24 protein-coding genes are annotated in these 24,019 nt (G+C 36.1%); 15 read left to right on the forward strand and 9 right to left on the reverse strand.

The window, feature by feature from the left end:
- Positions 1-14: 14 nt before the first annotated feature.
- The 9 genes from QWY87_RS14800 (at position 15) to QWY87_RS14840 (ending at position 10,413) form a co-directional block, all read left to right on the forward strand.
- Positions 15-500 carry an Lrp/AsnC family transcriptional regulator gene (locus QWY87_RS14800; protein ID WP_290292644.1) on the forward strand — a complete coding sequence of 162 codons (486 nt, stop codon included), beginning with the start codon at positions 15-17 and terminating at the stop codon, positions 498-500.
- 129 nt (positions 501-629) lie between these two features.
- Positions 630-2,609 carry an alpha-ketoacid dehydrogenase subunit alpha/beta gene (locus tag QWY87_RS14805; protein WP_290292645.1) on the forward strand — a complete coding sequence of 660 codons (1,980 nt, stop codon included), beginning with the start codon at positions 630-632 and terminating at the stop codon, positions 2,607-2,609.
- Between the two features lie 73 nt (positions 2,610-2,682).
- Positions 2,683-3,189 carry a lipocalin family protein gene (locus QWY87_RS14810; RefSeq protein ID WP_290292647.1) on the forward strand — a complete coding sequence of 169 codons (507 nt, stop codon included), beginning with the start codon at positions 2,683-2,685 and terminating at the stop codon, positions 3,187-3,189.
- A gap of 11 nt (positions 3,190-3,200) precedes the next feature.
- Positions 3,201-3,875, forward strand: a complete 675-nt coding sequence (locus tag QWY87_RS14815; protein ID WP_290292649.1) for a YiaD family glycine zipper/OmpA-like lipoprotein — start codon at positions 3,201-3,203, stop codon at positions 3,873-3,875.
- Positions 3,876-3,971: 96 nt separating this feature from the next.
- A complete protein-coding gene (locus QWY87_RS14820; protein WP_290292650.1) occupies positions 3,972-4,586 on the forward strand; it encodes a nucleotidyltransferase family protein in 615 nt (204 codons plus the stop codon).
- Positions 4,587-4,640: 54 nt separating this feature from the next.
- Complete coding sequence (locus tag QWY87_RS14825) at positions 4,641-5,399, forward strand: sulfite exporter TauE/SafE family protein (protein WP_290292651.1); 759 nt, start codon at positions 4,641-4,643, stop codon at positions 5,397-5,399.
- 109 nt (positions 5,400-5,508) lie between these two features.
- Positions 5,509-7,158, forward strand: a complete 1,650-nt coding sequence (locus QWY87_RS14830) for an MFS transporter (protein ID WP_290292653.1) — start codon at positions 5,509-5,511, stop codon at positions 7,156-7,158.
- 35 nt (positions 7,159-7,193) lie between these two features.
- Positions 7,194-9,569 (forward strand): GH36-type glycosyl hydrolase domain-containing protein, encoded by a 2,376-nt coding sequence (locus tag QWY87_RS14835; protein ID WP_290292655.1) that lies wholly within the window; start codon positions 7,194-7,196, stop codon positions 9,567-9,569.
- 247 nt (positions 9,570-9,816) lie between these two features.
- Complete coding sequence (locus QWY87_RS14840) at positions 9,817-10,413, forward strand: 3-keto-disaccharide hydrolase (RefSeq protein ID WP_290292657.1); 597 nt, start codon at positions 9,817-9,819, stop codon at positions 10,411-10,413.
- A 101-nt stretch (positions 10,414-10,514) separates the two neighbouring features.
- On the opposite strand, the gene QWY87_RS14845 is transcribed toward QWY87_RS14840, so the two are convergent.
- From QWY87_RS14845 to QWY87_RS14855, 3 genes are read right to left on the reverse strand one after another with little or no spacing between them, the layout of a single operon-like run.
- On the reverse strand, positions 10,515-10,688 hold the full coding sequence (locus tag QWY87_RS14845) for a hypothetical protein (RefSeq protein WP_290292659.1): 174 nt from the start codon (positions 10,686-10,688) through the stop codon (positions 10,515-10,517).
- Between the two features lie 10 nt (positions 10,689-10,698).
- Positions 10,699-11,298 (reverse strand): SOS response-associated peptidase, encoded by a 600-nt coding sequence (locus QWY87_RS14850; protein ID WP_290292661.1) that lies wholly within the window; start codon positions 11,296-11,298, stop codon positions 10,699-10,701.
- Between the two features lie 31 nt (positions 11,299-11,329).
- Positions 11,330-12,736, reverse strand: a complete 1,407-nt coding sequence (locus QWY87_RS14855) for an exonuclease domain-containing protein (protein ID WP_290292664.1) — start codon at positions 12,734-12,736, stop codon at positions 11,330-11,332.
- A gap of 101 nt (positions 12,737-12,837) precedes the next feature.
- Here QWY87_RS14855 and QWY87_RS14860 point away from each other — a divergent pair, with 101 nt between their 5' ends.
- Positions 12,838-13,020 (forward strand): CPXCG motif-containing cysteine-rich protein, encoded by a 183-nt coding sequence (locus QWY87_RS14860; protein ID WP_290292665.1) that lies wholly within the window; start codon positions 12,838-12,840, stop codon positions 13,018-13,020.
- An 18-nt stretch (positions 13,021-13,038) separates the two neighbouring features.
- Here the strand turns inward: QWY87_RS14860 and QWY87_RS14865 are convergent, their stop codons facing one another.
- Both QWY87_RS14865 and QWY87_RS14870 read right to left on the reverse strand, forming a co-directional pair.
- Positions 13,039-14,265: a multidrug effflux MFS transporter gene (locus QWY87_RS14865; RefSeq protein WP_353959176.1), complete on the reverse strand. Its 1,227-nt coding sequence runs from the start codon at positions 14,263-14,265 to the stop codon at positions 13,039-13,041.
- Positions 14,266-14,374: 109 nt separating this feature from the next.
- A complete protein-coding gene (locus QWY87_RS14870; RefSeq protein ID WP_290292670.1) occupies positions 14,375-15,649 on the reverse strand; it encodes an alpha/beta hydrolase family protein in 1,275 nt (424 codons plus the stop codon).
- A 1,346-nt stretch (positions 15,650-16,995) separates the two neighbouring features.
- Between QWY87_RS14870 and QWY87_RS14875 the strand changes: the two genes are divergently transcribed.
- The 5 genes from QWY87_RS14875 to QWY87_RS14895 all read left to right on the forward strand — a co-directional run bounded on the left by QWY87_RS14875 (position 16,996) and on the right by QWY87_RS14895 (position 21,253).
- A complete protein-coding gene (locus QWY87_RS14875; protein WP_290292672.1) occupies positions 16,996-17,574 on the forward strand; it encodes a TetR/AcrR family transcriptional regulator in 579 nt (192 codons plus the stop codon).
- Positions 17,575-17,611: 37 nt separating this feature from the next.
- Positions 17,612-18,280 (forward strand): Rossmann-fold NAD(P)-binding domain-containing protein, encoded by a 669-nt coding sequence (locus QWY87_RS14880; RefSeq protein WP_290292674.1) that lies wholly within the window; start codon positions 17,612-17,614, stop codon positions 18,278-18,280.
- Positions 18,281-18,292: 12 nt separating this feature from the next.
- Positions 18,293-19,288 (forward strand): NADP-dependent oxidoreductase, encoded by a 996-nt coding sequence (locus QWY87_RS14885; protein ID WP_290292676.1) that lies wholly within the window; start codon positions 18,293-18,295, stop codon positions 19,286-19,288.
- A gap of 23 nt (positions 19,289-19,311) precedes the next feature.
- Positions 19,312-20,472, forward strand: a complete 1,161-nt coding sequence (locus tag QWY87_RS14890) for an iron-containing alcohol dehydrogenase (RefSeq protein ID WP_290292678.1) — start codon at positions 19,312-19,314, stop codon at positions 20,470-20,472.
- Positions 20,473-20,575: 103 nt separating this feature from the next.
- The gene (locus tag QWY87_RS14895; protein ID WP_290292680.1) at positions 20,576-21,253 is read left to right on the forward strand and encodes a type 1 glutamine amidotransferase domain-containing protein; all 678 of its coding nucleotides are present in this window, start codon (positions 20,576-20,578) and stop codon (positions 21,251-21,253) included.
- Between the two features lie 61 nt (positions 21,254-21,314).
- Here the strand turns inward: QWY87_RS14895 and QWY87_RS14900 are convergent, their stop codons facing one another.
- Genes QWY87_RS14900 through msrB form a run of 4 tightly spaced genes read right to left on the reverse strand, consistent with a single transcriptional unit; the run spans position 21,315 to position 24,002 of the window.
- Positions 21,315-21,578, reverse strand: a complete 264-nt coding sequence (locus tag QWY87_RS14900; protein WP_290292681.1) for a glutaredoxin family protein — start codon at positions 21,576-21,578, stop codon at positions 21,315-21,317.
- Positions 21,579-21,597: 19 nt separating this feature from the next.
- Positions 21,598-23,004 (reverse strand): FAD-dependent oxidoreductase, encoded by a 1,407-nt coding sequence (locus QWY87_RS14905; RefSeq protein WP_290292683.1) that lies wholly within the window; start codon positions 23,002-23,004, stop codon positions 21,598-21,600.
- A gap of 4 nt (positions 23,005-23,008) precedes the next feature.
- Positions 23,009-23,551, reverse strand: coding sequence for a peptide-methionine (S)-S-oxide reductase MsrA (gene msrA, locus QWY87_RS14910; protein ID WP_290292684.1), 543 nt, complete (start codon positions 23,549-23,551; stop codon positions 23,009-23,011).
- The gene (gene msrB, locus QWY87_RS14915; RefSeq protein ID WP_290292685.1) at positions 23,541-24,002 is read right to left on the reverse strand and encodes a peptide-methionine (R)-S-oxide reductase MsrB; all 462 of its coding nucleotides are present in this window, start codon (positions 24,000-24,002) and stop codon (positions 23,541-23,543) included. The genes msrA and msrB overlap by 11 nt, the downstream gene beginning before the upstream one ends.
- Positions 24,003-24,019: the final 17 nt, after the last annotated feature.

The following is a 24,019-nucleotide window of genomic DNA, read 5'->3' on the forward strand; positions in this document are numbered from 1 at the left end:
AAAACATTGTACTTATGTCAAAATTCAAATTGGATGAACTTGATCATCAGATTTTAGAAGCCTTGATTGAAAATGCCAGGACGCCCTTTACAGATATCGCAAAAAACTTGTTGGTTTCAGCAGGTACGATTCATGTTAGGGTTAAGAAAATGGAAGATGAAGGGGTTATAAAAGGGTCAACCCTAAGTGTTGATTATAACAAGATGGGTTATACATTTATAGCCTATGTAGGATTGTTTTTAGAGAACTCTTCAACAACTCAGGCAGTCATAGATGAAGTTAGAAATATAGCTGAGGTTACAGTAGCGCATTTGACTACTGGTAAATTTTCTATTTTTTGCAAGATTAGAGCAAAAGATACGATGCATGCCAAAGAAATTATTTTTAGACTTGACAGGATTCAAGGGATCAAGCGAACTGAAACATCTATTTCATTAGAAGAAGTGATCAACGATAAGAAAAGGTTGATGCATCAGATCTTTAAAGAAATTGCTTTCTAAAAAGGAAACATTAAAAAATCAAGGTCCTCCTCATTATTATTTTAATGAGGAGGATTTTTTATTTAATATGATTGAAAGATGATAAATTATTCGATATTTGGGTAATTATTCTATCGATTATATTTCCCTATGAACTTTGACTATGACAGCCCGCATCTGAAGGATACAAAACTTCTTGATCTATATAAGGCGATGATAAAATCGCGATTGATTGAAGAAAAAATGCTTATTCTCCTGCGACAGGGAAAAATCTCTAAATGGTTTTCCGGGATGGGGCAGGAGGCAATTTCTGCTGGGGTGACCTTAGCCCTGCAGCGTGATGAGTATATCCTTCCAATGCACAGAAATCTAGCAGTATTCACCTCTAGAAACATCCCATTGCACAGACTTTTTTCTCAATGGCAAGGTAAGGCTGGTGGCTTTACTAAGGGTAGAGACAGATCCTTTCATTTTGGAACCCAAGATTACAAGATTGTTGGTATGATATCGCATTTAGGGCCTCAATTAGGCGTTGCGAATGGAATTGCTTTGGGTCATTTGCTTAAAAAAGAGAAAAAAGTTACCGCTGTCTTTTCAGGAGAAGGAGCAACCAGTGAGGGAGATTTTCACGAAGCATTGAACGTTGCCTCTGTTTGGAATTTACCGGTCCTTTTTTGTATTGAAAATAATGGCTACGGCCTGTCAACACCTGTTGCTGAGCAGTTTAAATGTGAGCATATCGCAGATAAGGGTATTGGCTATGGAATGGAAAGTCATATCATTGACGGAAATAATATTGTTGAAGTCTATACTAAGGTAAGTAGTCTGGCAGAAAGTCTCAGGCAGAATCCACGCCCTGTTTTATTAGAATTTAAGACCTTTAGAATGCGGGGCCATGAAGAGGCCAGTGGCACCAAATACGTGCCAAAAGAAATATTAGAAAAATGGGCTTCAAAAGACCCAATTGAAAATTTTCAGGCTTTTCTGCGAAAGAATGACATATTAACAGAACTTGATGAAGTAAAGATAAAAGAAGGATTTATACATGAAATCAGCAGAGACCTGGATAGGGTTTTTAGCGAAAATGAGATTGAATCTACTTTAGAAGATGAATTAATTGATGTGTTCAAACCATTTGAAGCAGAATTGATTGAACCTGAGGATAAAAAATCTCGTATCAGACTCGTGGATGCAATTTCAAAAGGCTTGTTTCAGAGTATGGAACGATTTGATGAAATGGTTATTATGGGGCAGGATATTGCATCGTATGGCGGGGTATTTAAAATTACTGAAGGGTTTATGGATGCCTTTGGTAAAGATCGTGTAAGAAATACGCCAATTTGTGAGTCGTCTATTATTGAAGCTGCTTATGGATTATCTGTGAACAATATTAAATCTGTAGTTGAATTACAATTCAGTGACTTTGTGACTGCTGGATTTAATCCGGTAGTAAATTTATTGGCCAAATCTCATTATCGATGGGGGCAGGCTGCAGATGTTGTTTTGCGTATGCCTTGTGGAGCAGGTGTGGGGGCAGGTCCTTTTCACAGTCAAACTAATGAGGCCTGGTTTACCAAGACGCCTGGTTTGAAAGTTGTTTACCCGGCATTTCCAGCAGATGCCAAAGGCTTGCTTTGTGCCTCGATAGAGGATCCTAATCCGGTTATGTTTTTTGAACACAAGCAATTATATAGATCTGTTTATCAGGAAGTACCAGATTCTTATTATACGATTCCACTCGGCAAGGCAGCTTTGATTCGTGAAGGAGACGAAGTGAGTATTATCAGTTTTGGGGCCGGAGTGCATTGGGCTTTATCCAGTCTTGAAAAAATGGGTGTTAAGGCTGACTTAATTGACCTAAGAACTTTAATGCCTTTGGATGAAGCTTGTATTTTTACCTCGGTAAGAAAAACGGGAAAGGTAATTATTCTTCAGGAGGACAGTATGTTTGGCGGTATCGCTTCTGATATTTCAGCCATGATTATGGAAAATTGTTTTAAATATTTGGATGCCCCTGTAATGAGGGCGGCATCTCCTGACATGCCCATTCCTTTCGCCAAAAACCTGGAAGCTCTTTATTTGCCCAACCAAAAGTTTGAAATAATGCTAAAAGAGATACTTGATTATTGACTTCATTTGGAAAGGTTTTAAAAAGAATTATTTCGTAAATTTGAGATTCTAATTAAAACTAAAAACTTATCCGATGAAAAAACTACTATTCTTCTCATTGATTCTGCTGCTTGTCAGTTCTTGTGGCTCAACTCAATCAAATACAGAAGCCAAACCCAGCAAAAAAACCTTAAAAGGGACATGGGAAATTACAAACATTAAATTTGTAGGAGAACAAGGTCTGTACAAAGCAAACCTCTTTGATATGTCTGATTCAGCTTGCTTTAAAGGTAGTGAGTGGGTATTTATTCCGAATAATGGCTCTGGAAAGTACTCTATTAAAGAAGGATCTCAGTGTGAAGCTGTTGCTACAAGGATTCATTGGTCTTTTTATGAACCAGGTGATGGAACTTATCAATTTCAATTCAAGTATGTAGACGAAAAGAATAAACCAATTGACGCTGCAAACCGTGGCTATCGATCAACGATAGATTCGCTTGAAGAGAATACAATGCTTATGAGAGTAAAAACCACTCATGAAGGAAAAGAGTTTGACGTAGTATTGACATATACGAAGGTTTCAGAAGATTTCGCTTTATAAAAAAATAAAAAATGTTGAAAAAAATTAAAATATACGGATTGTCTTTGGTAGTTATTCTATCATTGAATTTAAGTTGTACAGCCATTCAAAATTCTAACAAAACCCAAAGGGGAGCTGGAATAGGTGTTGCAGCTGGAGCATTGGTCGGAGGGCTAATAGGAGGAAATATTGGTGGCGCATTGATTGGTGCTGCTATTGGTGGCGCTGCTGGAGGCCTTATTGGTAACCAAATGGATAAACAAGCAAATAAAATTGAAGAAGCCGTTCCTGGTGCTGAAGTAAAGCGTGTAGGAGAAGGAATTCAGATCATTTTTGATGACAAGAGTGGTGTTAATTTCGGTTTTGATAGTGCAGATTTAACTGCAGAAGCAACTAAGAATCTAGATGCAGTGGCAGAGATATTTATGGAATTTCCTGATACCGAACTCATGATCGAAGGTCATACAGATAGTGTGGGCGATGATAATTATAACTTAAAATTATCTAAGAGAAGGGCTGATTCTGTTGTAGCGTATTTGAAATCAAAGGGAGTTGCCGGTAACCGATTTAAGGTTGAGGCCTTTGGTGAAACCAGACCAAGATTTGACAATAAGGATAAAGAAGGTCAGGCAAAGAATAGAAGGGTCGAGATTGGTGTTGCTGCAAATCAACAAATGATAGAAGATGCTAAGGCGCAGGCTGAATAAAATGACGGACTCTGTCCTCTGTTTTATATAATACTTTAACTAAAAGATGATTTTAATTAGCTTAGTAAGAATTCATTTTATTTTAGTAGCTCTGTAATGAGTGGGGCAAACTTTACATCCAATATAGGAGCTGTGGTCTTAGCGGCTGGAGCTTCTAGTAGGATGCAAGAAATCAAACAATTGCTACCCTGGAAGAAGACAAACTTACTCAATCATGTCATAGGGCAGTTGAAAAGTTCAGATGCATCTCATATTTATGTTGTCATAGGTGCAAACCAAGATGAGATATTCAGCGAGATAGACACTACAAATATAACCGTGCTTGTCAACGAGGATTGGTCATTGGGTATGGGTACGTCCATCTCCGTCGCGGCTAGTCATATAGAGAAAATCTCAGCCCAGTATGACGGATTGTTACTCACAACATCTGATCAACCACTTATTGAGTTAAACACCTATAACAAGCTAATAAATAGCAGTATAAATCACGATAGGATTGTTGCGTGTTCTTATGCGAAAGGTTTTGGCATACCAGCCGTTTTCGGTAAAGCATATTTTACTGAATTGAAATCATTAGGTGAGGATATTGGCGCAAAATCAGTGATAAAGAATCATCTCAATCATTTGGTTTTAATTGAAGATCCTCAGGCTGAATTCGATTTGGATACAAAAGAGGTGTATGATAAATACCATAATATATATGGTCGATAAGCATTCGAATCGCTTTATAAATGATTGCCTTATAATTAAATCTAAACTATAAATTTGATAGCATTACTTGAGAGTTTTCAGATTTCAGGCTTTGACTTGTTTTTAGCGTTTTCAGCAACTTTACTTCTGGGCATTGGAAAATCTGGCATCAAAGGATTAGGGGTCGTTATTGTTACCTTAATGGCCCTGGTCTTTGGAAGTAAGGCGTCAACTGGAATCTTAATGCCAATGATGATTACTGCAGATATTTTTGCAGTTATTTATTATCACAGGCATACACAATGGGTCTTTTTGAAGAAACTATTACCTATGATGGTGGTGGGGGTGTTACTTGGTGTTTGGTGGGGTAATGATATTTCAGAAGAACTCTTCAAACAGATCATGGCCTTCTTCATCTTGGCTACGGTTGTCATCATGATCTGGATGGATCGAACAAAATCGTTTGGAATCCCCAGGCATTGGGCATTTTCGAGTTTTATGGGCCTTTTATCAGGAATTACGTCAATGATTGGTAACCTGGCAGGTTCTTTTGCCAGTATTTATTTATTAGCTATGAGGCTACCTAAAAATGAATTTATCGGGACGGCAGCCTGGCTCTTTTTTATCATTAATGTATTCAAACTTCCATTTCATATTTTTATTTGGAAAACGGTTGATGCACAAACTTTGCAATTGAACTTACTTCTTTCTCCAGCTATCGTAATTGGTTTTTTTCTTGGCATTAGATTAGTTAAAATAATTCATAATGACCTGTATAGAAAGCTTGTATTAATTGTTACTGCAATTGGCGCTTTAATTATATTGTTTAAGTAGATACCGATTATATCCTACCAATATCAGTAGATTTGGTATAAGTTTTTGTGAGTACAAATCATTACATTTGAGAGAATTTATATAAAAATCTAATTTGTAAAGCGCATAAATGTCTACATCAAAACAGCCTCAAAAGAAAGTTAAATCAGCAGCGCTATCAACCAAAGAGGTTATTGGTTATGCGGTAGGCGATGCCGGTTTTAACTTTTACTGGATCATAATTGGGTCTTATCTATCTTATTTTTACACCGATATATTTGGTATCTCAGCCGCCGCAGCAGGAACCATGTTTTTGGTTACTAAAATTGTTGACGCCTTTACTGATCCGGCAATGGGTGCAATTGCTGACCGTAGCAACTCAAGATGGGGAAAGTTCAGGCCTTACCTGCTATTTGGAGCGCTTCCAATGGCAGGGGCTGCCATACTAACCATGAGTACACCTGACCTGGGAGATACCGGAAAAATCATATGGGCTTATGCAACCTATACGATGATGATGCTTTGCTATACCATATTAAGCACACCTTATTCATCTTTGGCAGGAGTCATAACTGCTGATGCCACTGAGAGAAATAAGATTTTTGGCTGGCGTTTTTTCTTTGCCTATTTCACCGGAATTATCGTTGGCGCGTTTACACCGGGGCTAGCTGAGTATTTTGCGAACGGAAATGAAGCATATGGCTGGAAAATGACAATGGTACTGTATTCTTCAGTTGCCACGATTTTATTTTTAATCACGTTTGCCACTACAAAAGAGCGCATACAACCACCTAAAGGACAAGACACTAAACCGATTGATGACATCAAGGACCTTTTAAATAACAGACCATGGATCATCTTGTTTATTTTGGCCATGATCATTATGATGACCATCGTATTTAGAGGAAGTTCTGCAACCTATTATTTCAAGTATTTTGTTGAAAGACCTGATTTGATGGGCGCCTTTATTGGTGTTCAGATGGCGGCCTATGCTGTTGGTTGCCTGCTATCACCATATCTGACTAAACTTATGGATAAGGCAAAACTATTGATGTTACTCATGGGAATTGTCGGTACTTTAAGTGTCGTGTTTTCATTTATTCCTAAGCCGTCAACAGTTGGAGTGATAACAGTTAATAACAATCAGGCAGTGAGTATAAATGCTTCTGATCTTATGGAAAATTCAAATGACGTAGCGGGAAGCTATAAATGGGTTGAACATCAGTCAGGTGTTTTTTGGTTCATTAAAGATTATATTACTATTGGTGACAGCTCTGATCATTTAGAATTGGAAGCCATTGCGGATGGAGCAGAAGGTAATCGGGTGATAAGTGTCTATAAGCTTGATACATCAGGCAATGTGATTATGGATAGTTCAGATTTTCCAATTGAACTCAAGTTGATGTTTTTATTAAATGTATTGATCAGCCTTGCTTTGGGGCCAAAATCACCAATTGCCTGGTCAATGTATGCTGATGCGGCTGATTTTAATGAATGGAAAACAGGAAGAAGGGCAACTGCCATGACCTTTTCTGCCGCCACTTTTTCACAAAAACTTGGTGGAGCCCTAGGTTCTGCCGGTATTTTATGGGTATTGGCCTCAATGGGTTATGCTGCAAATCAAATACAAGAAGGAGCCTCATTGACCGGAATTGTTTGGTTGCAAACCTTGGTTCCGGCTTTCTTTGCTTTTATAGCCATTTTTGCCCTTAAATTTTATGATTTAAACGGCAAGAAATTAGAAAAAATACAAAAAGAGCTCAGCGAAAGAAATTCTTAGTAAATCAATTTTAATAATTCAAGAAAAATTTCAGCATGTTACTAAAAACAACTGATAAGGGTGAAAGACTGAATCTTTATAGCCCGACAGCAATGCCAAAGGCTGCAGCCTTTCTTTGGAACACTAAAATGATGATTCACATGAATTGTCGGGGTTTTGCCGTTTCTCAATTTATGCAACCCGAACCTGCAAAATATGCTCATGCTCCAAATTTGGAAGCAAAAACGTTTATGCAGCCTGAGCAACCTTACTTTGCGCATCATGCCGGGCGGTTTTGCTATTTCAAAGATTTAGATCATGATGATTTGTTTTCAGTACCACATGAACCTGTCAAAAGTCAGATGGATGAATTTTGTTTTTCTGCAGGACAGAGTGATATATACTGGCTTCTGAAAAAAAACGACCTTGAAATTAAAATGCAATTGAGCCTCACTAAAAATGATGTAGTGGAATTGTGGTCGATCAAAGTAAGGAACAAATCCTCAAATAAAAGAAAAATACAGTTGTTTCCTTATTTTCCTGCGGGTTATATGTCTTGGATGAATCAATCCGCTGAGTATAATCAAGAGCTTGAAGCCATTGTTTGTAGCAGCATATCACCTTATCAAAAATACCAGGATTACGATAAAGTTAAACACTATAAAGACAAGACTTTCTTATTGGCCGGAACTTCACCTGATGCCTATGAAACAAACCAGGAAGCCTTTGAAGGAGAAGGCGGTTTACATAACCCGGCTGCCATACAAGACGGCGGCTTACAAAACGGTGAGGCACGTTATGAGACGCCTGCCTGTGCGATGCAGTATAATATCGAATTATCAGCCAATGAAGAAAGGGAATTTAAATTTGTCTTTGGCCCGGCTAAGGATAACGCTGAAATCAAAAGGGTTAAGAATCAATATCTGAGCCAGGTTGATGGTTTTTCAATTGCCCAGAATGAGTATGATGCATATATAAAAGAAGGTAAATCTTGTTTAAAAATAAATACGCCAAATAAAAAGCTTGATAACTTTGTAAACCATTGGCTTTCAAGACAGATCTATTACCATGGGGAAACTAATAGGTTAAGTACTGATCCTCAGACTAGAAATTATTTACAGGATAATATGGGTATGGGCTATATCAAACCCAATGTAACCAGAAATGCCTTTATAACAGCCTTAAGTCAGCAAGAATTCTCAGGCGCCATGCCTGATGGCATTTTAATAGAAGAGGGTGCCGAACTTAAATATATCAATCAGGTGCCACATACAGACCATTGTGTTTGGTTACCCGTTTGTTTAAAGGCCTACTTGGATGAGACCAATGACTATGATTTACTCAAAGAAGAAATTGCTTTTGCGGATAGTGATGTAAAACTCAGTGTTGCGGAACACATCAATAAGGCGATGCACTGGTTACTAGAAAACAGAGATGATCGAGGTTTGAATTTTATTAATCAAGGTGACTGGTGTGATCCAATGAATATGGTGGGTTATAAGGGTAGAGGTGTTTCAGGCTGGCTAACACTAGCTACTTCATATGCGATTCAAGTATGGCTTGATATATGCGAAGTACATCAAACAAAAACAGCTAAACCTCATTTCTTAAAAGCCATAGACAGTTTAAATGAATCTGTCAATACCTATTTGTGGGATGGTCAATGGTATGCGCGTGGCATTACAGATGATAATGTGGTTTTTGGTGTAAAAAATGATCATGAAGGGAGCATCTTTTTGAACCCTCAGGCATGGTCACTATTGTCTAATGCAGCTGATGCCGGTAAAGAAAAGAAACTCATTCACGCAGTTGAAACAGAATTAGAAACGCCCTATGGCGTTGAAATGCTCAGCCCTTCATTCACTGCCATGAGAGAAGATGTGGGCAGGGTGACACAAAAACACCCGGGTTCAGCTGAGAATGGTTCTGTGTATAACCACGCCGCTTCATTTTATATCTATGCACTTTATACCAAAGGTTATAAAGAAAATGCCTACCGATTGATAGACAAGATGATCCCGGGTGAGGAGGGTGATCTGATACAGCGTGGGCAACTTCCTGTGTTTATTCCTAATTATTACCGTGGTGCCTTTAAGCAATTCCCTGATACAGCAGGCAGATCGAGTCAGCTTTTTAACACAGGAACGGTTCATTGGATCTATCGCTGTTTGATAGATGGCCTATTTGGATTAACTGGTGAGCCATCAGGTTTGAGAATTAAGCCTCAATTACCCAATGACTGGAATGAGGTCAGTGTAGTTCGTGTTTTTAGAGGAGCCACCTTTCATGTTGTAGTACAGCAAGACAAAGAAGTTTCTGGTCTTCAGGTTTTTCTGGAAGGAAAATTACTAGCTGACAATTTGATAAGCGATTTTTCAGAAGGAGATATCCTGCATGTTGAAGTTAAAACACCTGTTGAATCAGCGCAGTAGCAGTTTCAAATTCATCTTGAGTAAAATGGGATATATTTCAGTTTAAACCCGTTGATATCAATTAAGTATACCTTTATAAGACAAGACGTGTTGTAGAGCGAATTTTATTTTCATACTTAATGTTTCTTCTTAATTTTAAGGCAGGATGCTAATTATGAATTATAGACGACAGCATATTTGTCATAATAAATAAGGTGGTATTCGAATAAATTAAGGAATCAATTTTTAATAATTAAACAAAAAAATAATGAAACAAGTTAGCTTAATTATGTTGCTGGTATGTTTGGGTTTAGGACCTGTATTAATGGCGCAAACAAGTTTATTTAATGGCAAAGACCTTTCTGGATGGGTGCCTTATGGTACTGAAAAATGGTATGTAGAAGATGGATTGTTAATTTGTGAGAGTGGCCCGGATGCGCAATATGGTTATTTGGCAACAGAAAAACATTATAAAAATTTCGAATTAAACCTGGAGTTCAAACAGGAAGCTGATGGCAATAGTGGTGTATTTATCAGATCAACCATCGAGGGTGTTAAAGTTAGTGGGTGGCAGGTAGAAGTGGCCCCAAAAGGGAAACATACTGGAGGTGTTTATGAATCTTACGGAAGAGGCTGGTTGATCAAACCTGAGGCTGAGAAGGAAGAAGTTCTAAAAGAAGGTGAATGGAACAAAATGAAAATTGTGGTTAATGGAGACACTTTAACTTCTTATTTGAATGGTGTTGAGATGATTACGATCACAGATGCAACAATAGGCGCAGGTGAAGGATCTGTAGCTTTACAAATTCACGATGGAGGTGGTATCAAAGTAAAATGGAGAAATCTAGTTATAAAGGAATTGTAATTTTGTAGTAATTTTAAGTTATTTTGAGTAAAATCCTCGAGGCAATCGCTTCGAGGATTTTTTTTATATAAATTTACTACATTCTCTTATCCATGATCCTGTTAATTCTTTAAATCTCGAATGGTCACTATCATGGCTAAAATCAATAGAATATTTCCAATAATGCCTGTATATGATCCATTTTGAAGATTGTCAAAATCCAGTTTTGAGACATTGACAATCAAAAGAATACTACTCACAATAATGGCAAAGTATAATATGTATAATTTATTCATTTTATTTTATTTAAAATAAGGTGTGTTGTTGGTATAATCCCGGATTCGTGGTAAAATCAAATCTGGGTTTTACTGATTCGGCATGCAGCCAACTTTGCATTTCTTCCTGGCTGTACAAGGCAAAAGGCATTCTTAATTTTGTATTGTGAATTTCTTTCATGACGCCTTGGGCTTCTGTGGTGACAACGGTATAGGTTTTTGTATCTGCCCAATGATCGTATAAACCTGCCAGTGCAAAAAGTTCATTATCAAATCCAATCTCATATTTAATTTTAGTGTTGCCAACATGCTGCCATTCATAAAAACCATTAACGAGAATCAAGCACCTGTTATTGACTATATTCTTAAAAGATGGCTTTTCTTCTAAGGTTTCAATTCTTGCATTCAATGTATAATTTCTATTCCAGGAAGCATCAGCCCAATAGGGTATAAGCCCCCATTGGTATAATTGAATTTCATGTTCCTCCTGATCAGTAATCACCGGGGTTTTTGGGAAATCGAAAGCTTTTATCACTTCGCTCGGATCAAATTGATCTAAACCAGTAATCTTGGCATCAAAATGCCTTTTTAATTCTTCTTTCTTTTTTGTGATTTTCGTTTGGTAACACATATCGCCAATAACTTAAAAAAAATCTAATTATTTACATTTGAAAATTTACCTGCTCTTCAAGGGCAACAAATTTACTTTCATTCTTGTTTCTGAATCCTCTTAAAATTCTTTGCACATCTCTATTGTCTTTTTTAAGAATCAAAAATTCTTTTAATTCTAAAAGCGAAGAAATCTGTTGTTCCTGGTCAATATATCCAAATCCCTGGTAAATGCCGTTTTCAATTAGAACGAATGCCTTTTCTTCATTATGCCTTCCTTTTTGCGGGATGACATAACTCTTGCTGTCATTGCTCATATAGGCTATGGCCTGAGAAACCCTGTCATTATAGGAAGCTATATCTTCTTCTCCACTACATATTCCTTTACATTTCTTAATTTGATAATGAAAGCAAGAATTCACATTTGATTGTAAATGACAGTACTTAGGGCAAAGTTCAAACTTTTCACATACCTGTTCCATAAACAGCCTGCTTTCAGTAGTATTGTAAAACTTAGTGATAGGGTTAGGAACACTTTTTAAACTGTTCCAAGCTAAATGTATCAAACCAGCTCTATCCTCATAACTGAATATTCCATAGCCTTCATTATTGCGTCTTTGAGCCCGATTATATACCGGATAATGATGTTTAATCTCTGATGATTCCAATAATAAGGCCAGTAATTCTGAGCCGGTTACTTCAAAAGTGATGTTCACCGTTTGTTGGCACATGGCCACTTCTCGGTTCTTTTTATCATAAAAATGACTTAATACTCTTTTCTTAATATTCAGTGCTTTTCCAACATATATAATATCATCCTTGTTGTCCCTAAAATAATAAACACCGGTTCTTTCTGGTATTTGATCAAAAATTGACTTGGCCAAGCCTGGTGGCAAGGTTGCTTGCCGAGATCCTGGCTTTAAAAAGGATGAAAAAACGCTTTGATCAGCATCTATGTTTAATAGTTTTTCAAAAAGTATGGTTGTAGCTCTGGTATCACCCATGGCTCGATGGCGGTCATTGAGCTGGATACCAACTGAATTGCATAATTTCCCAAGACTGTAGGAGGGAAGCCCAGGAATCAATTTTCTTGAAAGACGCACCGTACAAAGTTTCTTCCGTCTAAACGGGAAGCCCAGATCTGCGAATTCCTTATGGATTACATTATAATCAAAATTGACATTATGGGCCACAAAAATGCAATCACTGGTTATTTCAATGATCTCTTTGGCTATTTCATAAAACTTAGGTGCATCAGCCACCATATAATCATTGATGCCCGTTAACCTTGTTATGGTATGCGGAATACTCCGTTCCGGATTAACAAGACTCTCATATTCCTGAATTACCTTCTGGCCATCATGAACAAGAATTGCAATTTCAGTAATGCGATTGCCTTGAATACCCATACCCGTGGTTTCAACATCAATAATGGCGTATTTATTCTCTTTGATCTCCATAGAATTAAGGCAAATTCATGATAAATTATTTTCCTTCTAAATTAAGAAAGATATTTTTTACTTAAATTGAATTTTTAAATAATCTGAAAAGTATTTCAATTTTGGACGAACATTTTTTTCAATGCCCTTATTGTTGGGAAACCATTTCAATGCTTATGGACCCTTCAAGTCATGAACAGCAATATGTTGAAGACTGTGAAGTCTGCTGTAATCCGATGGAAATCAATGTAAAGTTTCAAGACAATGAATTGGTGTCATTCGAGGTTAAGAATCTAGAGCAATAATCAGTGATCAAACAGGCTCTATGTCAGTTTTGAAATCACTTTTTCACGCTGGCGTTTGTTATCTAGTCTCAAGTAAATTACAATCAGAATTGACAAAAAACCACAGATCAAGAAACCAATAAATAGAGGTAAAGCCCTTTGGTCAACAAATTTCCCAATGTAAATGCTAATGGGTACGGCCATCATAGTAGATAAAAACCCTGTAATGGCAGCTCCAATTCCAGCAATATGACCAATGGGTTGCATGGCCATAGCTCTTAGATTACCAAATAAGAAACCAATAGCGAAAAACTGCATGGCGAAAAAGGCCAATAGTACAATGACGTTTGGATTAGGCGTATTATAAAATAGGATCAAATACAATAAGGATATTCCGAAAAAACTAAACAGGGAAATATTAATAATGCGTTCCATCCCATATTTTACGACTAGTGTTCCATTTAAAAAAGTAGCAGACCCGATAGATACCGCCAATCCGGCAAAAATGAATGGAAATTCCTCTTTTAAGCCATATTGCGCATGAAATATCTGTTGGGAAGCACTTAAATAAACCATGAATGAGCCCGTCACAAAACCTGAAATAATAGTGTATCCAATGGTTTTTTTATGTTTTACCAGTTCTCTTAAACCATCCGGAAATATATGTGAAGTAAACTTCACTCTTTTTTCAAGGGCCAGTGTTTCTCCTTGTCTTTTCCAAAACCAAAAAGAAACCAAAATGCTGAATATCAATTGTATATAAAATATAGCTTGCCAGTTATAGTGATCCAGCACAAATTTACCCATAGCCGGAGCGATAATAGGAACGAGGATAAAAACTACTGTGATAAATGACATAATTCTGGCCATATAGTCTCCACTATACGTGTCTCTTACCATGGCAATAGCGATGGTTCTTGGAGCCGATAAACCGACACCTTGTAAAATTCTGCCAAATACCATCCAAAAAAGGCTTTCAGAATTAATGCAAATCAAACTAGCAATGATAAACACAGTAAAGCCCATGTAAACAACTGGTTTTCGTCCTAAACTATCTGAAATAGGTCCAAAAAGCAAAGGGCCAATTCCAAGACCCAGAAAGATCATCGTGATCAATAACTGTGTATCACTTGACTTAGTAGTGCCAATAGAAAAACCAATATAATCTAAAGCGGGGAGTAGCGCATCAATAGCCAAAGCCACAATTGACATCAGGGAGGCCATCATGGCAACAAATTCGAATTGTGAAGCTTTTTGATTTTGCATCCGGCAAAAATACGCCAAATTAATGATACGATTGACTAATGAAATATGATTTAATCAAATGCTAATACCAGTTCCCAATTGCCTAAGCATTTCTTAACATACAAGAGTATTACAGTGTTTTGATCCACTTTAGCATGGAATCCATGTATTTAGGATGCAAGGATTGCCAATAAGGAAAATCAGTATTATCAAGTTGCATCATAGCATGATTTGCTCCTTCTAATTCTGTGTATTGATTCTTTTTGTTTCCTTTCTTTCCAATTGTTTTTTCAATTATCTCAAGGCTATTTAATTGAATAATCTCATCTTTTGATCCTTGAATAAGCAGCATAGGAGATGTGTTATGTTCAAAATAGGGTAGCGGTGAATAGTCTAGTTTTTTATCGAAATCTACCTGATCTAACTCGGGTATCCAGACTTTATCAAACCAAGTTTTAGACTTATTTACTTCAATTTTTTTTTCTAAATCTTCTCTTGATATAATCTCTGCTATATATTGAAAAACAGCACCTTGTAATTCTGAAGCATCAGCAATGTCAGCATTCCCAATAACTTCGGCATTTCTGTTTTTCCAATAGTTAAGATCACTTTCCCAGAGCGTAGAAGCAGGGCAACTGACCACGATACCAAAGGCTAATTTGGGTTGTTCTTTTAGTATATAAGGAATCTTTGTACCACCTTGACTACTACCTTTTATACCGATGTCGGCAAAATCTATTTTTTCTGATTGATGCAAAAATTCCAGGGCATGCAGGTCATCGGCACAAAGCTCAGGTATGGAAGACATTTCCCAATTACCATCCGAAATACCAGTCCCACGTTTATCGATGTGAAAGCTAATATAACCGGCTTTGGCCAATAGCAAGGCCTCAGCTCTAGAACCACTACGATCTTGATTACCCGAAGAAGTGACTATATAAATGGCTTTACCATTATGATTTTCAGGATAATAGATGGTGCCATAAAGCAATAACCCCTCAGATCTAAATCTAATATCCTTGGATTTGAAAGTAGCAGATTCTGTCTGATTTTCTTTTTTGAGTTTCAAATCATACGAATTACCATCAACATGAAGAACAGTCAATAGCTCATTGTTCTTATTTAAAGTAGAACTGAAATCATATCTGTAATAATCACTTTGAAGGGCAAATTTCAAAGTATCGTTTTCAACTTTAATATCACCAGCAGGAATACCAAAAGCATTTTGGCTTAAACTATTGAATTTAATTGCATAGAATTCATCAGTTGCTTGAATATCAAATTCTACATCAGTTTTAAATTTACCATGCTTAAAAGTACCAGTATACAAACCGGAAAAATCATTTCCTTGAGCAATAATTAATTGAGAAAAAGAAAAAAGAAAGAATAGATAGATGTATTTCATTAACAATTGATTCTGTTTATACGACTTAGTTTTGTGTAAAAAGTTACAAAATGTAACCAAAAGTTTCAGAAAGGAAGTTATGGATTAAATAAATATACCTTGGGCAGGGTATGGTTTCACATATTCTATTTAACATAATATTAATTATAGAACATTTGTAGTAATTCTCGTATAGCCGTATTTACGGCTATTTAATATAAAATCAGTTCTGTCTCCTTTAGGAACAGAACGGCACCGATTTTATGTTAAAGGGAATTACGGGATTGAATCACTTTATAAACTTTCTAGATCAAAATTCTTATAGAACATTTATAGTGTTTACCGTATAGCGCTTTTTAGCGCTATTTTACATACGGCATAAAAAGGAAAGATTGAGAATCTTTACTTTTTTGAGCGAGCTGATGCGGCTGGCAAACATTTCTAATTTTTTTTTGAGTTGATTGATCTGTTTTCAGTTATACTAAATTCCTTATAGAACATTTATAGTATTTACCGTATAGCGGCTGAAAGACGCTATTTAATATAAAATCAGTTCTGTCTCCTTTAGGAACAGAACGGCACCGATTTTATGTTAAAGGTAAATACGGATTCCTATCCTCAATTCGAATCCGAACAACAATTCCTTATAGAACATTTGTAGTAATTCTCGTATAGCCGTATTTACGGCTATTTTATATACGGCATAAAAAGGAAAGATTGAGAATCTTTACTTTTTTGAGCGAGCTGATGCGGCTGGCAAACATTGCTCGTTTTCCAAAAGCAATCTTTGATATTCTATTTTTATCTTTTGTCTTGAAACAAAAGAAACAAAAGTTCAAGGCTGCAATTGAACTAACAGCCCTTACTTTATAAATACCGAGTGCGGTTGGGTGATTTCCTTGAGCATCTCTTCGGAACTACCCAATCTTACTAAGTATTTATTTTGAAAGTGCAGCCATTTCAATTGAGGCCGGGTTTAGATTCATATCATATTAGTTGTATAGTATCTGATACATTGTATTCTACGTAAGATTAGATCTCTTAATTTATTGGGATTTAGTAATTGTCGTGAAACTCCCGTATTTGAATAAATATACAGGAAATAAAATTCTGCGCGATTCTCATAGATAGTTGGATTAGATAAAATTAGAGACAGCTCCATTTGTCCTGTGGCATGGTTAAATTGATCATTAAGATAATTTCTAATCGTTCATCGTGAAGAGCTTTGAGTCACATAAATTGTAATATTGGTCATTATTAATAGTGCTCACTTATTCTCACCTTGAGATTAATTCATAGTTAAACTTATCTAAAAAAGAATGAACATTCATTTTTATTTGTATCTTTGTACTCTAGATTAAGATCACATGGCTAAACTTCAAAAGAGCATAGACAAGAGAAACGCACTTATAAAAGCAACCATTGAATTGGTGAATAACAATGGTTTTCATGCAGCTGCCATGAGTAAAATTGCCAAAATGGCAAACGTCTCTCCTGCTACCATCTACTTATATTTTGAGAATAAGCAAGACTTGGTAAATCAAACTTATATCGAAGTCAAGGAAAAGTATACGCAGTACGCTTTTGAAACATATGATGAAAATATGGCTGTTGAAGCCGGTTTTCAAATCATTTGGAATCGAATTGCAGAATTCAAACTCAAGGAATCTGAAAATGCATTCTTTCTAGCCCAATGTGATAATACACCTATGATTGATGAACAAAGTAGACAAGAAGGTATTAGACATCTTCAACCCCTACTCGACCTTTGGACGCGTGGTAAAAAGGAAGGTATCATAAAACCATATGCAAATTACATCTTATATGCTTATTCAATAAATCCTTTGTCATTTTTGATGATGGCGCAGAAACAGGAGGCATTTCAATTAAATCAAGACCATCTTGAAGATGCATTTCAGGCAGCCTGGAACAGTATAAAAAAATAAAATAAGCTAAAAAGAAAGGATCATTAAACAATCAAAAATGAAAAAAACAGCCATAATATTAGGAGCCACAGGCTTAACAGGTTCAATTCTTTTAGAAAAGCTTATAAATGATGATCGCTACACAACGATCAAACTTTTTTCCAGAAAAGAATTAGGTGGGATGCCTTCGAAAGTGAATCAATATGTTGGCAATTTATTTGAATTAGAAAAATTTAAAGTCGATTTTACGGGAGATGAAGTGTATTGCTGTATTGGGACAACAGCTAAAAAAACACCAGACAAAGCGGTATATACAGCCATCGATTATGGAATACCAGTTGCAGCCGCTAAACTTTCAAAAGAAAATGGAATACCTACATTTTTAGTTGTTTCAGCGTTAGGTTCTAATGCAAATAGCAGCATCTTTTACAACAAAACAAAAGGTGAAATGGAGCGTGATGTGCTTTCAGAAAAAATTCATAACACATTTATATTGCAACCATCAATTATTGAAGGTCAGCGAAATGAACAACGAATTGGGGAGAAAATTGGTTTGGCTGTTTTCAAATTGGTTCAACCTTTATTCTTCGGAAAATTAAAAAAATATAAAATTACTAAAGCGGAACATATTGCTCAGGCCATGGTAAATTTGGCAAATACACCTTCAAACAAACAAAGAATAGCTTCACATGACATAGAAGCATTAGCAATCAATACGAATCTATAAAATAACATACCCATGAACAAAGCAATTTTATTAGAGAAAAGACCAGTTGGTTTACCTCAATTGTCCGATTTTAAATTTGTTTCAAATGAAATTGAAACGATAACAGAAGGAGAATTGTTATTAAAAACAACCTATGTTTCTGTGGACCCTTATTTGAGAGGAAGAATGAATGATGTCAAATCATATATACCGCCATTTGAATTGCATAAACCCATTTCATCTGGGATTATTGCTGAAGTAATTGATTCTAAAAACACTGCATTTAAAAAAGGTGATTTTGTATCCGGAATGTTAGAATGGAAAGAGTTTCAAAAATCTAATGGAGAAGGTTTGATAAAAGCAGATGCTTCGAAGGCACCAATGTCAACCTATTTAGGTGTTTTGGGATTAACTGGTTTAACTGCCTATTTAGGTTTGACCGAAATAGGAAAACCGAAAAAAGGTGAAACAGTTGTAGTTTCTGGAGCGGCTGGAGCTGTGGGCAGTATCGTTGGCCAAATCGCTAAATTAAATGGATGTAAAGTTATTGGTATTGCAGGAAGTGATGAGAAAGTAGCCATGTTGAAATCTGATCTAGGATTTGATGAAGCTATTAATTACAATACAACTAAGAATATGGCAGCAGCCATTAAAAAGGTGGCCCCCGATGGTGTAGATATTTATTTTGACAATGTTGGAGGTCCAATTTCTGATGCTGTTTTATTAAACATTAATCAATTTGCACGTTTTATTATTTGTGGTGCCATTTCTATATATAACAATACAGAATTACCAAAAAGCATTAGCGTTCAACCATTTTTAATAAGGAATAGTGCTTTGATGCAAGGTTTTATTGTTTTCAATTATGCTGAAAAATACCCGGAAGCCATCAAGCAGTTATCACAATGGCTGGCAGAAGGGAAATTAAGCTATACAGAAACCATTGTTGAAGGTTTTGATGCAATTCCTCAAGCATTTTTAGACCTTTTTGAGGGCAAGAACAAGGGTAAAATGCTCGTAAAAATTTAAAGAACACATTAAAAATCAATATTATGAATAATTTCGATTTTCAAAATCCAACAAAAATATTGTTTGGTAAAGGGCAAATAGAAAAACTCAGCAATGAAATTCCAGAAGGCGCAAAAGTGTTATTGCTTTTTGGAGGCGGGAGTATTAAAAAAAATGGCATCTATGAACAAGTTTCAAAAGCACTCTCAAATTTTGATGTTATAGAATTTGGAGGAATACCAGCTAATCCAGAATATGAGGTTTTGATGGAGGCTTTAGATATTATTAAAGCTGAAAAAATTACATTTTTATTAGCTGTAGGTGGTGGATCTGTAATTGATGGAGCAAAATTTTTATCAGCAGCAGCCTTATATGATGGTGATGAGCCTTGGGATATTTTGACCAAAAATAAACGCACCATCAAAGGAATGCCTTTTGGTACCGTACTTACATTACCTGCAACAGGTTCAGAAATGAATTCGGGTGCAGTGATCACTAGAAAAGAAACCAAAGAGAAATTTGGTATGGGTGGTCCTGGTTTATTCCCGCAGTTCTCAATTCTAGACCCTGAAGTTGTAAAGTCGATTCCACAGCGTCAATTAGCAAATGGTTTGGCAGATTCATTTACACACGTTTTAGAACAATATATGACCTATTCTGTGGAAGCAACATTACAAGATCGTTTTGCTGAAAGCATATTGCAAACCATTATTGAAGTTGCTCCGGCTATCATAAAAGATCCTTCAGACTATAAAGCGGCTTCCAATTTTATGTGGAGTTGTACGATGGCCTTAAACGGATTGATTCAAAAAGGCGTGCCCTCAGATTGGGCTGTTCATGCAATGGGGCACGAATTAACCGCATTATTTGGTATCGATCATGCACGGACCTTAGCCGTAATCACACCAAGCCATTATAAGTATAACTTTGAAGCTAAAAAAGAAAAATTAGCGCAATATGCTGAGCGTGTCTGGAATATTACTGAAGGAAGTACAGACGATAAAGCCTACGCTGCGATTGAAAAAACAACTGAATTTTTCCATTCTCTAGGAATAGAAACAAAACTATCTGATTATACCAAGGAATATGAAGGAACTGCAGAAGAAATTGCAAAACGTTTTACAGACCGTGGTTGGTTAGGATTAGGTGAACATCAATCGTTATCACCAGATAAGGTTGAAAAAATTGTAAAAATGGCTTATTAATATTTAACATAATATCTTATAAATCATTAGGATTAGAGGTTGCTATGATAAATAACCTTCTGAAAAAGATTCAGAAGAATTAACAGGATTATAAAATAAAAACATGAAAATATTATTTGTATTAACATCTCATGATCAATTAGGAGATACAGGAAAGAAAACAGGATTTTGGGTGGAAGAATTTGCCAACCCATATTATACATTATTAGACAAAGGGGCTCAAATTACAATTGCAACACCTAAAGGAGGTGCCGCACCAATAGACCCGAGTAGTGACTCACCGGATGCTGCCACTGAAGACACAGAACGTTTTAATAACGACGATGAAGCTAAAGGAAGTATAGCCAATACTAAAGTTTTGGCAGACATGAATCCAGACGATTTTGATGCTGTTTTTTATCCAGGAGGACATGGCCCATTATGGGATCTAGCAATCAACACGGCTTCGATTGCTTTAATTGAAAAATTTAATAGTCAAGAAAAACCAATTGGCTTTGTATGTCACGCGCCAGCAGCTTTAAAAAATGTTAAGGATGCAAAAGGAAATCCTTTAGTAAAAGGGAAAAAGGTAACCGGATTTACAAACACCGAAGAGGCTGCAGTTGGCCTTACTGATGTTGTTCCTTTTTTAGTAGAAGATATGTTAAGTGAAAATGGAGGAATCTATTCTAAAAAAGACGATTGGGCAGCTTATGCTATTCAAGACGGAAATCTAATTACGGGTCAGAACCCTGCTTCGTCTGAGTTAGTGGCCGAAAAATTGTTAGAGAGTTTAAAATAATTCTTTTAAACCATAAATGAAAAAGGTTGTCTATAAAAGACAACCTTTTTCTGTTTTAGGATTATAAGATATTCTTATTAGTCACTAGTTTATCCAACCATTTTATGAGTACTTCTTTTTGAGGGTTTCGCAACTTCTTTTTACCAATAGTAATTGTTGGAAAATTAAGTTTTCCATTTTCATAAAGTCCACGAAGTGCTTCCGCATTGGCTTTATCATGTTCTACATCTAAAAATTCATAGGCAAGCCCCGTATCATCTAAAAACAATTGATAATATTGTGTTTTATGACATCTTGCAGCTCCATATAATTTTATAGTTGGCATAGCATCCATTTGAAAGTATTTATGTTAAATAATTCCTTATCCCATAACTCGCTAATACGCCTTCTCCTGTTGCTGCTGCAACCTGCGCAATAGCACCTTCTCTACAATCTCCAGCTGCAAATATTCCATCCACAGAAGTTTGAGCTAATGCAGATGTTTGGATAAAGCCGCTGTTATCTAAATCAACAACCCCTTTAAAGGATTGGGTATTTGGAATCAAACCAATAAAAATAAAAGTACCATCTGCCTTGAGTACAGCTTCTTCACCAGTTTCGTTATCTTTCATTAGCAAACCTTCAAATAAGCCATTTTCATTTGGAACAAATGCAATTGATGTTTTATTCATATAGGTCGAAATATTATCGATAGTTTTTAATTTTTCGATGTATGTTTCTGAGGCTGAAAATTTTTCAGATCGATGTACAATCTTTACACTTTTACAAAAACCAGCAAGAAATATCCCTTCTTCTAAAGCTGAATTCCCACCGCCTATTACAATAATATCTTTATCTCTATAAAAAGCGCCATCACAGGTAGCGCAAAAATGAATTCCAGAACCGATTAATTCTTCTTCATTAGGAATTCCTAACATACGATATGTAGAACCTGTAGATAAAACCACTGTTTTTCCTGAATAAGTAGCTCCCTTAGTTTGAATAGAAAACAAACCATTTTGCTTTTCTATGCCAACAACTTCTTCCCCAGTTTTAATGGCAGCGCCATAAGTCTTGGCTTGCTCTTCCATTTTTTCCATTAATTTAGGACCAGAAATGGATTGAAACCCAGGATAGTTCTCTATTTTTTCGGTTAGAAAAGCATTCCCTCCTATGGTTGATTTCTCGAGAATTAAAGAATCAAATCTGTCTCTTTGCGCATAAATAGATGTTGTAAGACCAGCTGCTCCTCCACCAATGATTATTGTGTCATAAATTTTATGTTCTTTCTCGATGTTTATTGAAAGAAGGTCTGTTAATTTTACATTATCAGGATTGGTATACGGTACATCATCAATCAAGATGGTTGGAATAATTCTTTTTCCGTTATTGATTTCTTCAACTTTAGCAGTTGCCCATTCATAGGCATCCACATCAATAAAATCGAAATGAATACCATTATCTCTTAAAAAACTTTTAGCCCTTCTGCAATCCGGACACCAATCTGCTCCAAACAATTGCACCCTTCCTACTTCATTTATTCCTAACAATGAAGCAAGTTCAATATTATCAGGATTGGTATAAGATTTACCTTTAAGAATGAGCGTTGGAATGATCCGTTTCCCATTATTAATGGCTTCAACCTTTGCTGTTGCTTCTTTATCCAAATCAACATCTATGAAAGTGTAGGCAATATTATTTTCTTTTAAATAGGCTTTGGCCCTTCTGCAATCTGGACACCAGTCTGCTCCATAAAGTAAAATATCTATCATGGTTTTAATTTTTTAATTTATCACTGTGAAGCTTGCGCAACTTCGCTAATTTTGGTGTTATAACAAAACTGCAATAGCCTTGTTCTTGATTGTTTCGATAATAATCCTGATGTTCTTTTTCGGCTTCAAAAAACACATTTAATGGCGAAATTTCTGTTACAACCGGGTTTTTATAATATGGTGTGATTTCTTTTGAAACCACTTCAGCAATTTCCTTTTGAAGCGCGTTGTGATAATAAATTACCGAGCGGTATTGCGTACCGCGATCTGCACCTTGCTGGTTTAAAGTTGTTGGATCATGTGTTGTCATGAAAATAACTAAAATATCCTCATAGGAAATCACATCAGCATCAAAAGTTATCTGAATCACTTCGGCATGTCCAGTTAGGCCCGAGCATATTTCTCGATATGTTGGATGACCAGGAACATTACCTCCTGAATATCCTGATACTATTTTTTCAACTCCTTTTACTTCTTGAAATACTGCTTCAGTACACCAAAAACAACCACCTCCTAAGGTAGCTACTTGTATATTTTTATTTATCATGACTTTTTTCTTTTTCTAGTTGCATAGATTCTGAATTGATACAATACCGTAACCCGCTTGGCTCTGGCCCATCTGGAAATACGTGTCCTAAATGTCCATCACAGGTATTACATTGGACTTCAACGCGAACCATACCAAAAGTTGTATCTCTTTCATATTTAATGGCATTCTCTTTAATAGGTTGCGTAAAACTTGGCCAACCAGAACTTGAACTAAATTTAATTGTTGAATCAAACAAAGGTGTATTACAACATATGCAGTTGTATTTTCCTGCGTCATGAATACTACAGAGTGCCCCACTATGTGGTGCTTCTGTACCTTTTTGTCTTGTAATTCTGAATTGCTCCGGACTTAATAGCTCGCTCCATTCAGCCTCCGTTTTTTCAACGCGTCTGTCTGGAGCTAGGTTTCCTTTTACTGAAAAATGAATCACTTCTTTCCAAGTTAGCATAATCTATTCCTTTCTTA

Source organism: Lutimonas halocynthiae (assembly GCF_030409835.1).
GTDB lineage: Bacteria > Bacteroidota > Bacteroidia > Flavobacteriales > Flavobacteriaceae > Lutimonas > Lutimonas halocynthiae.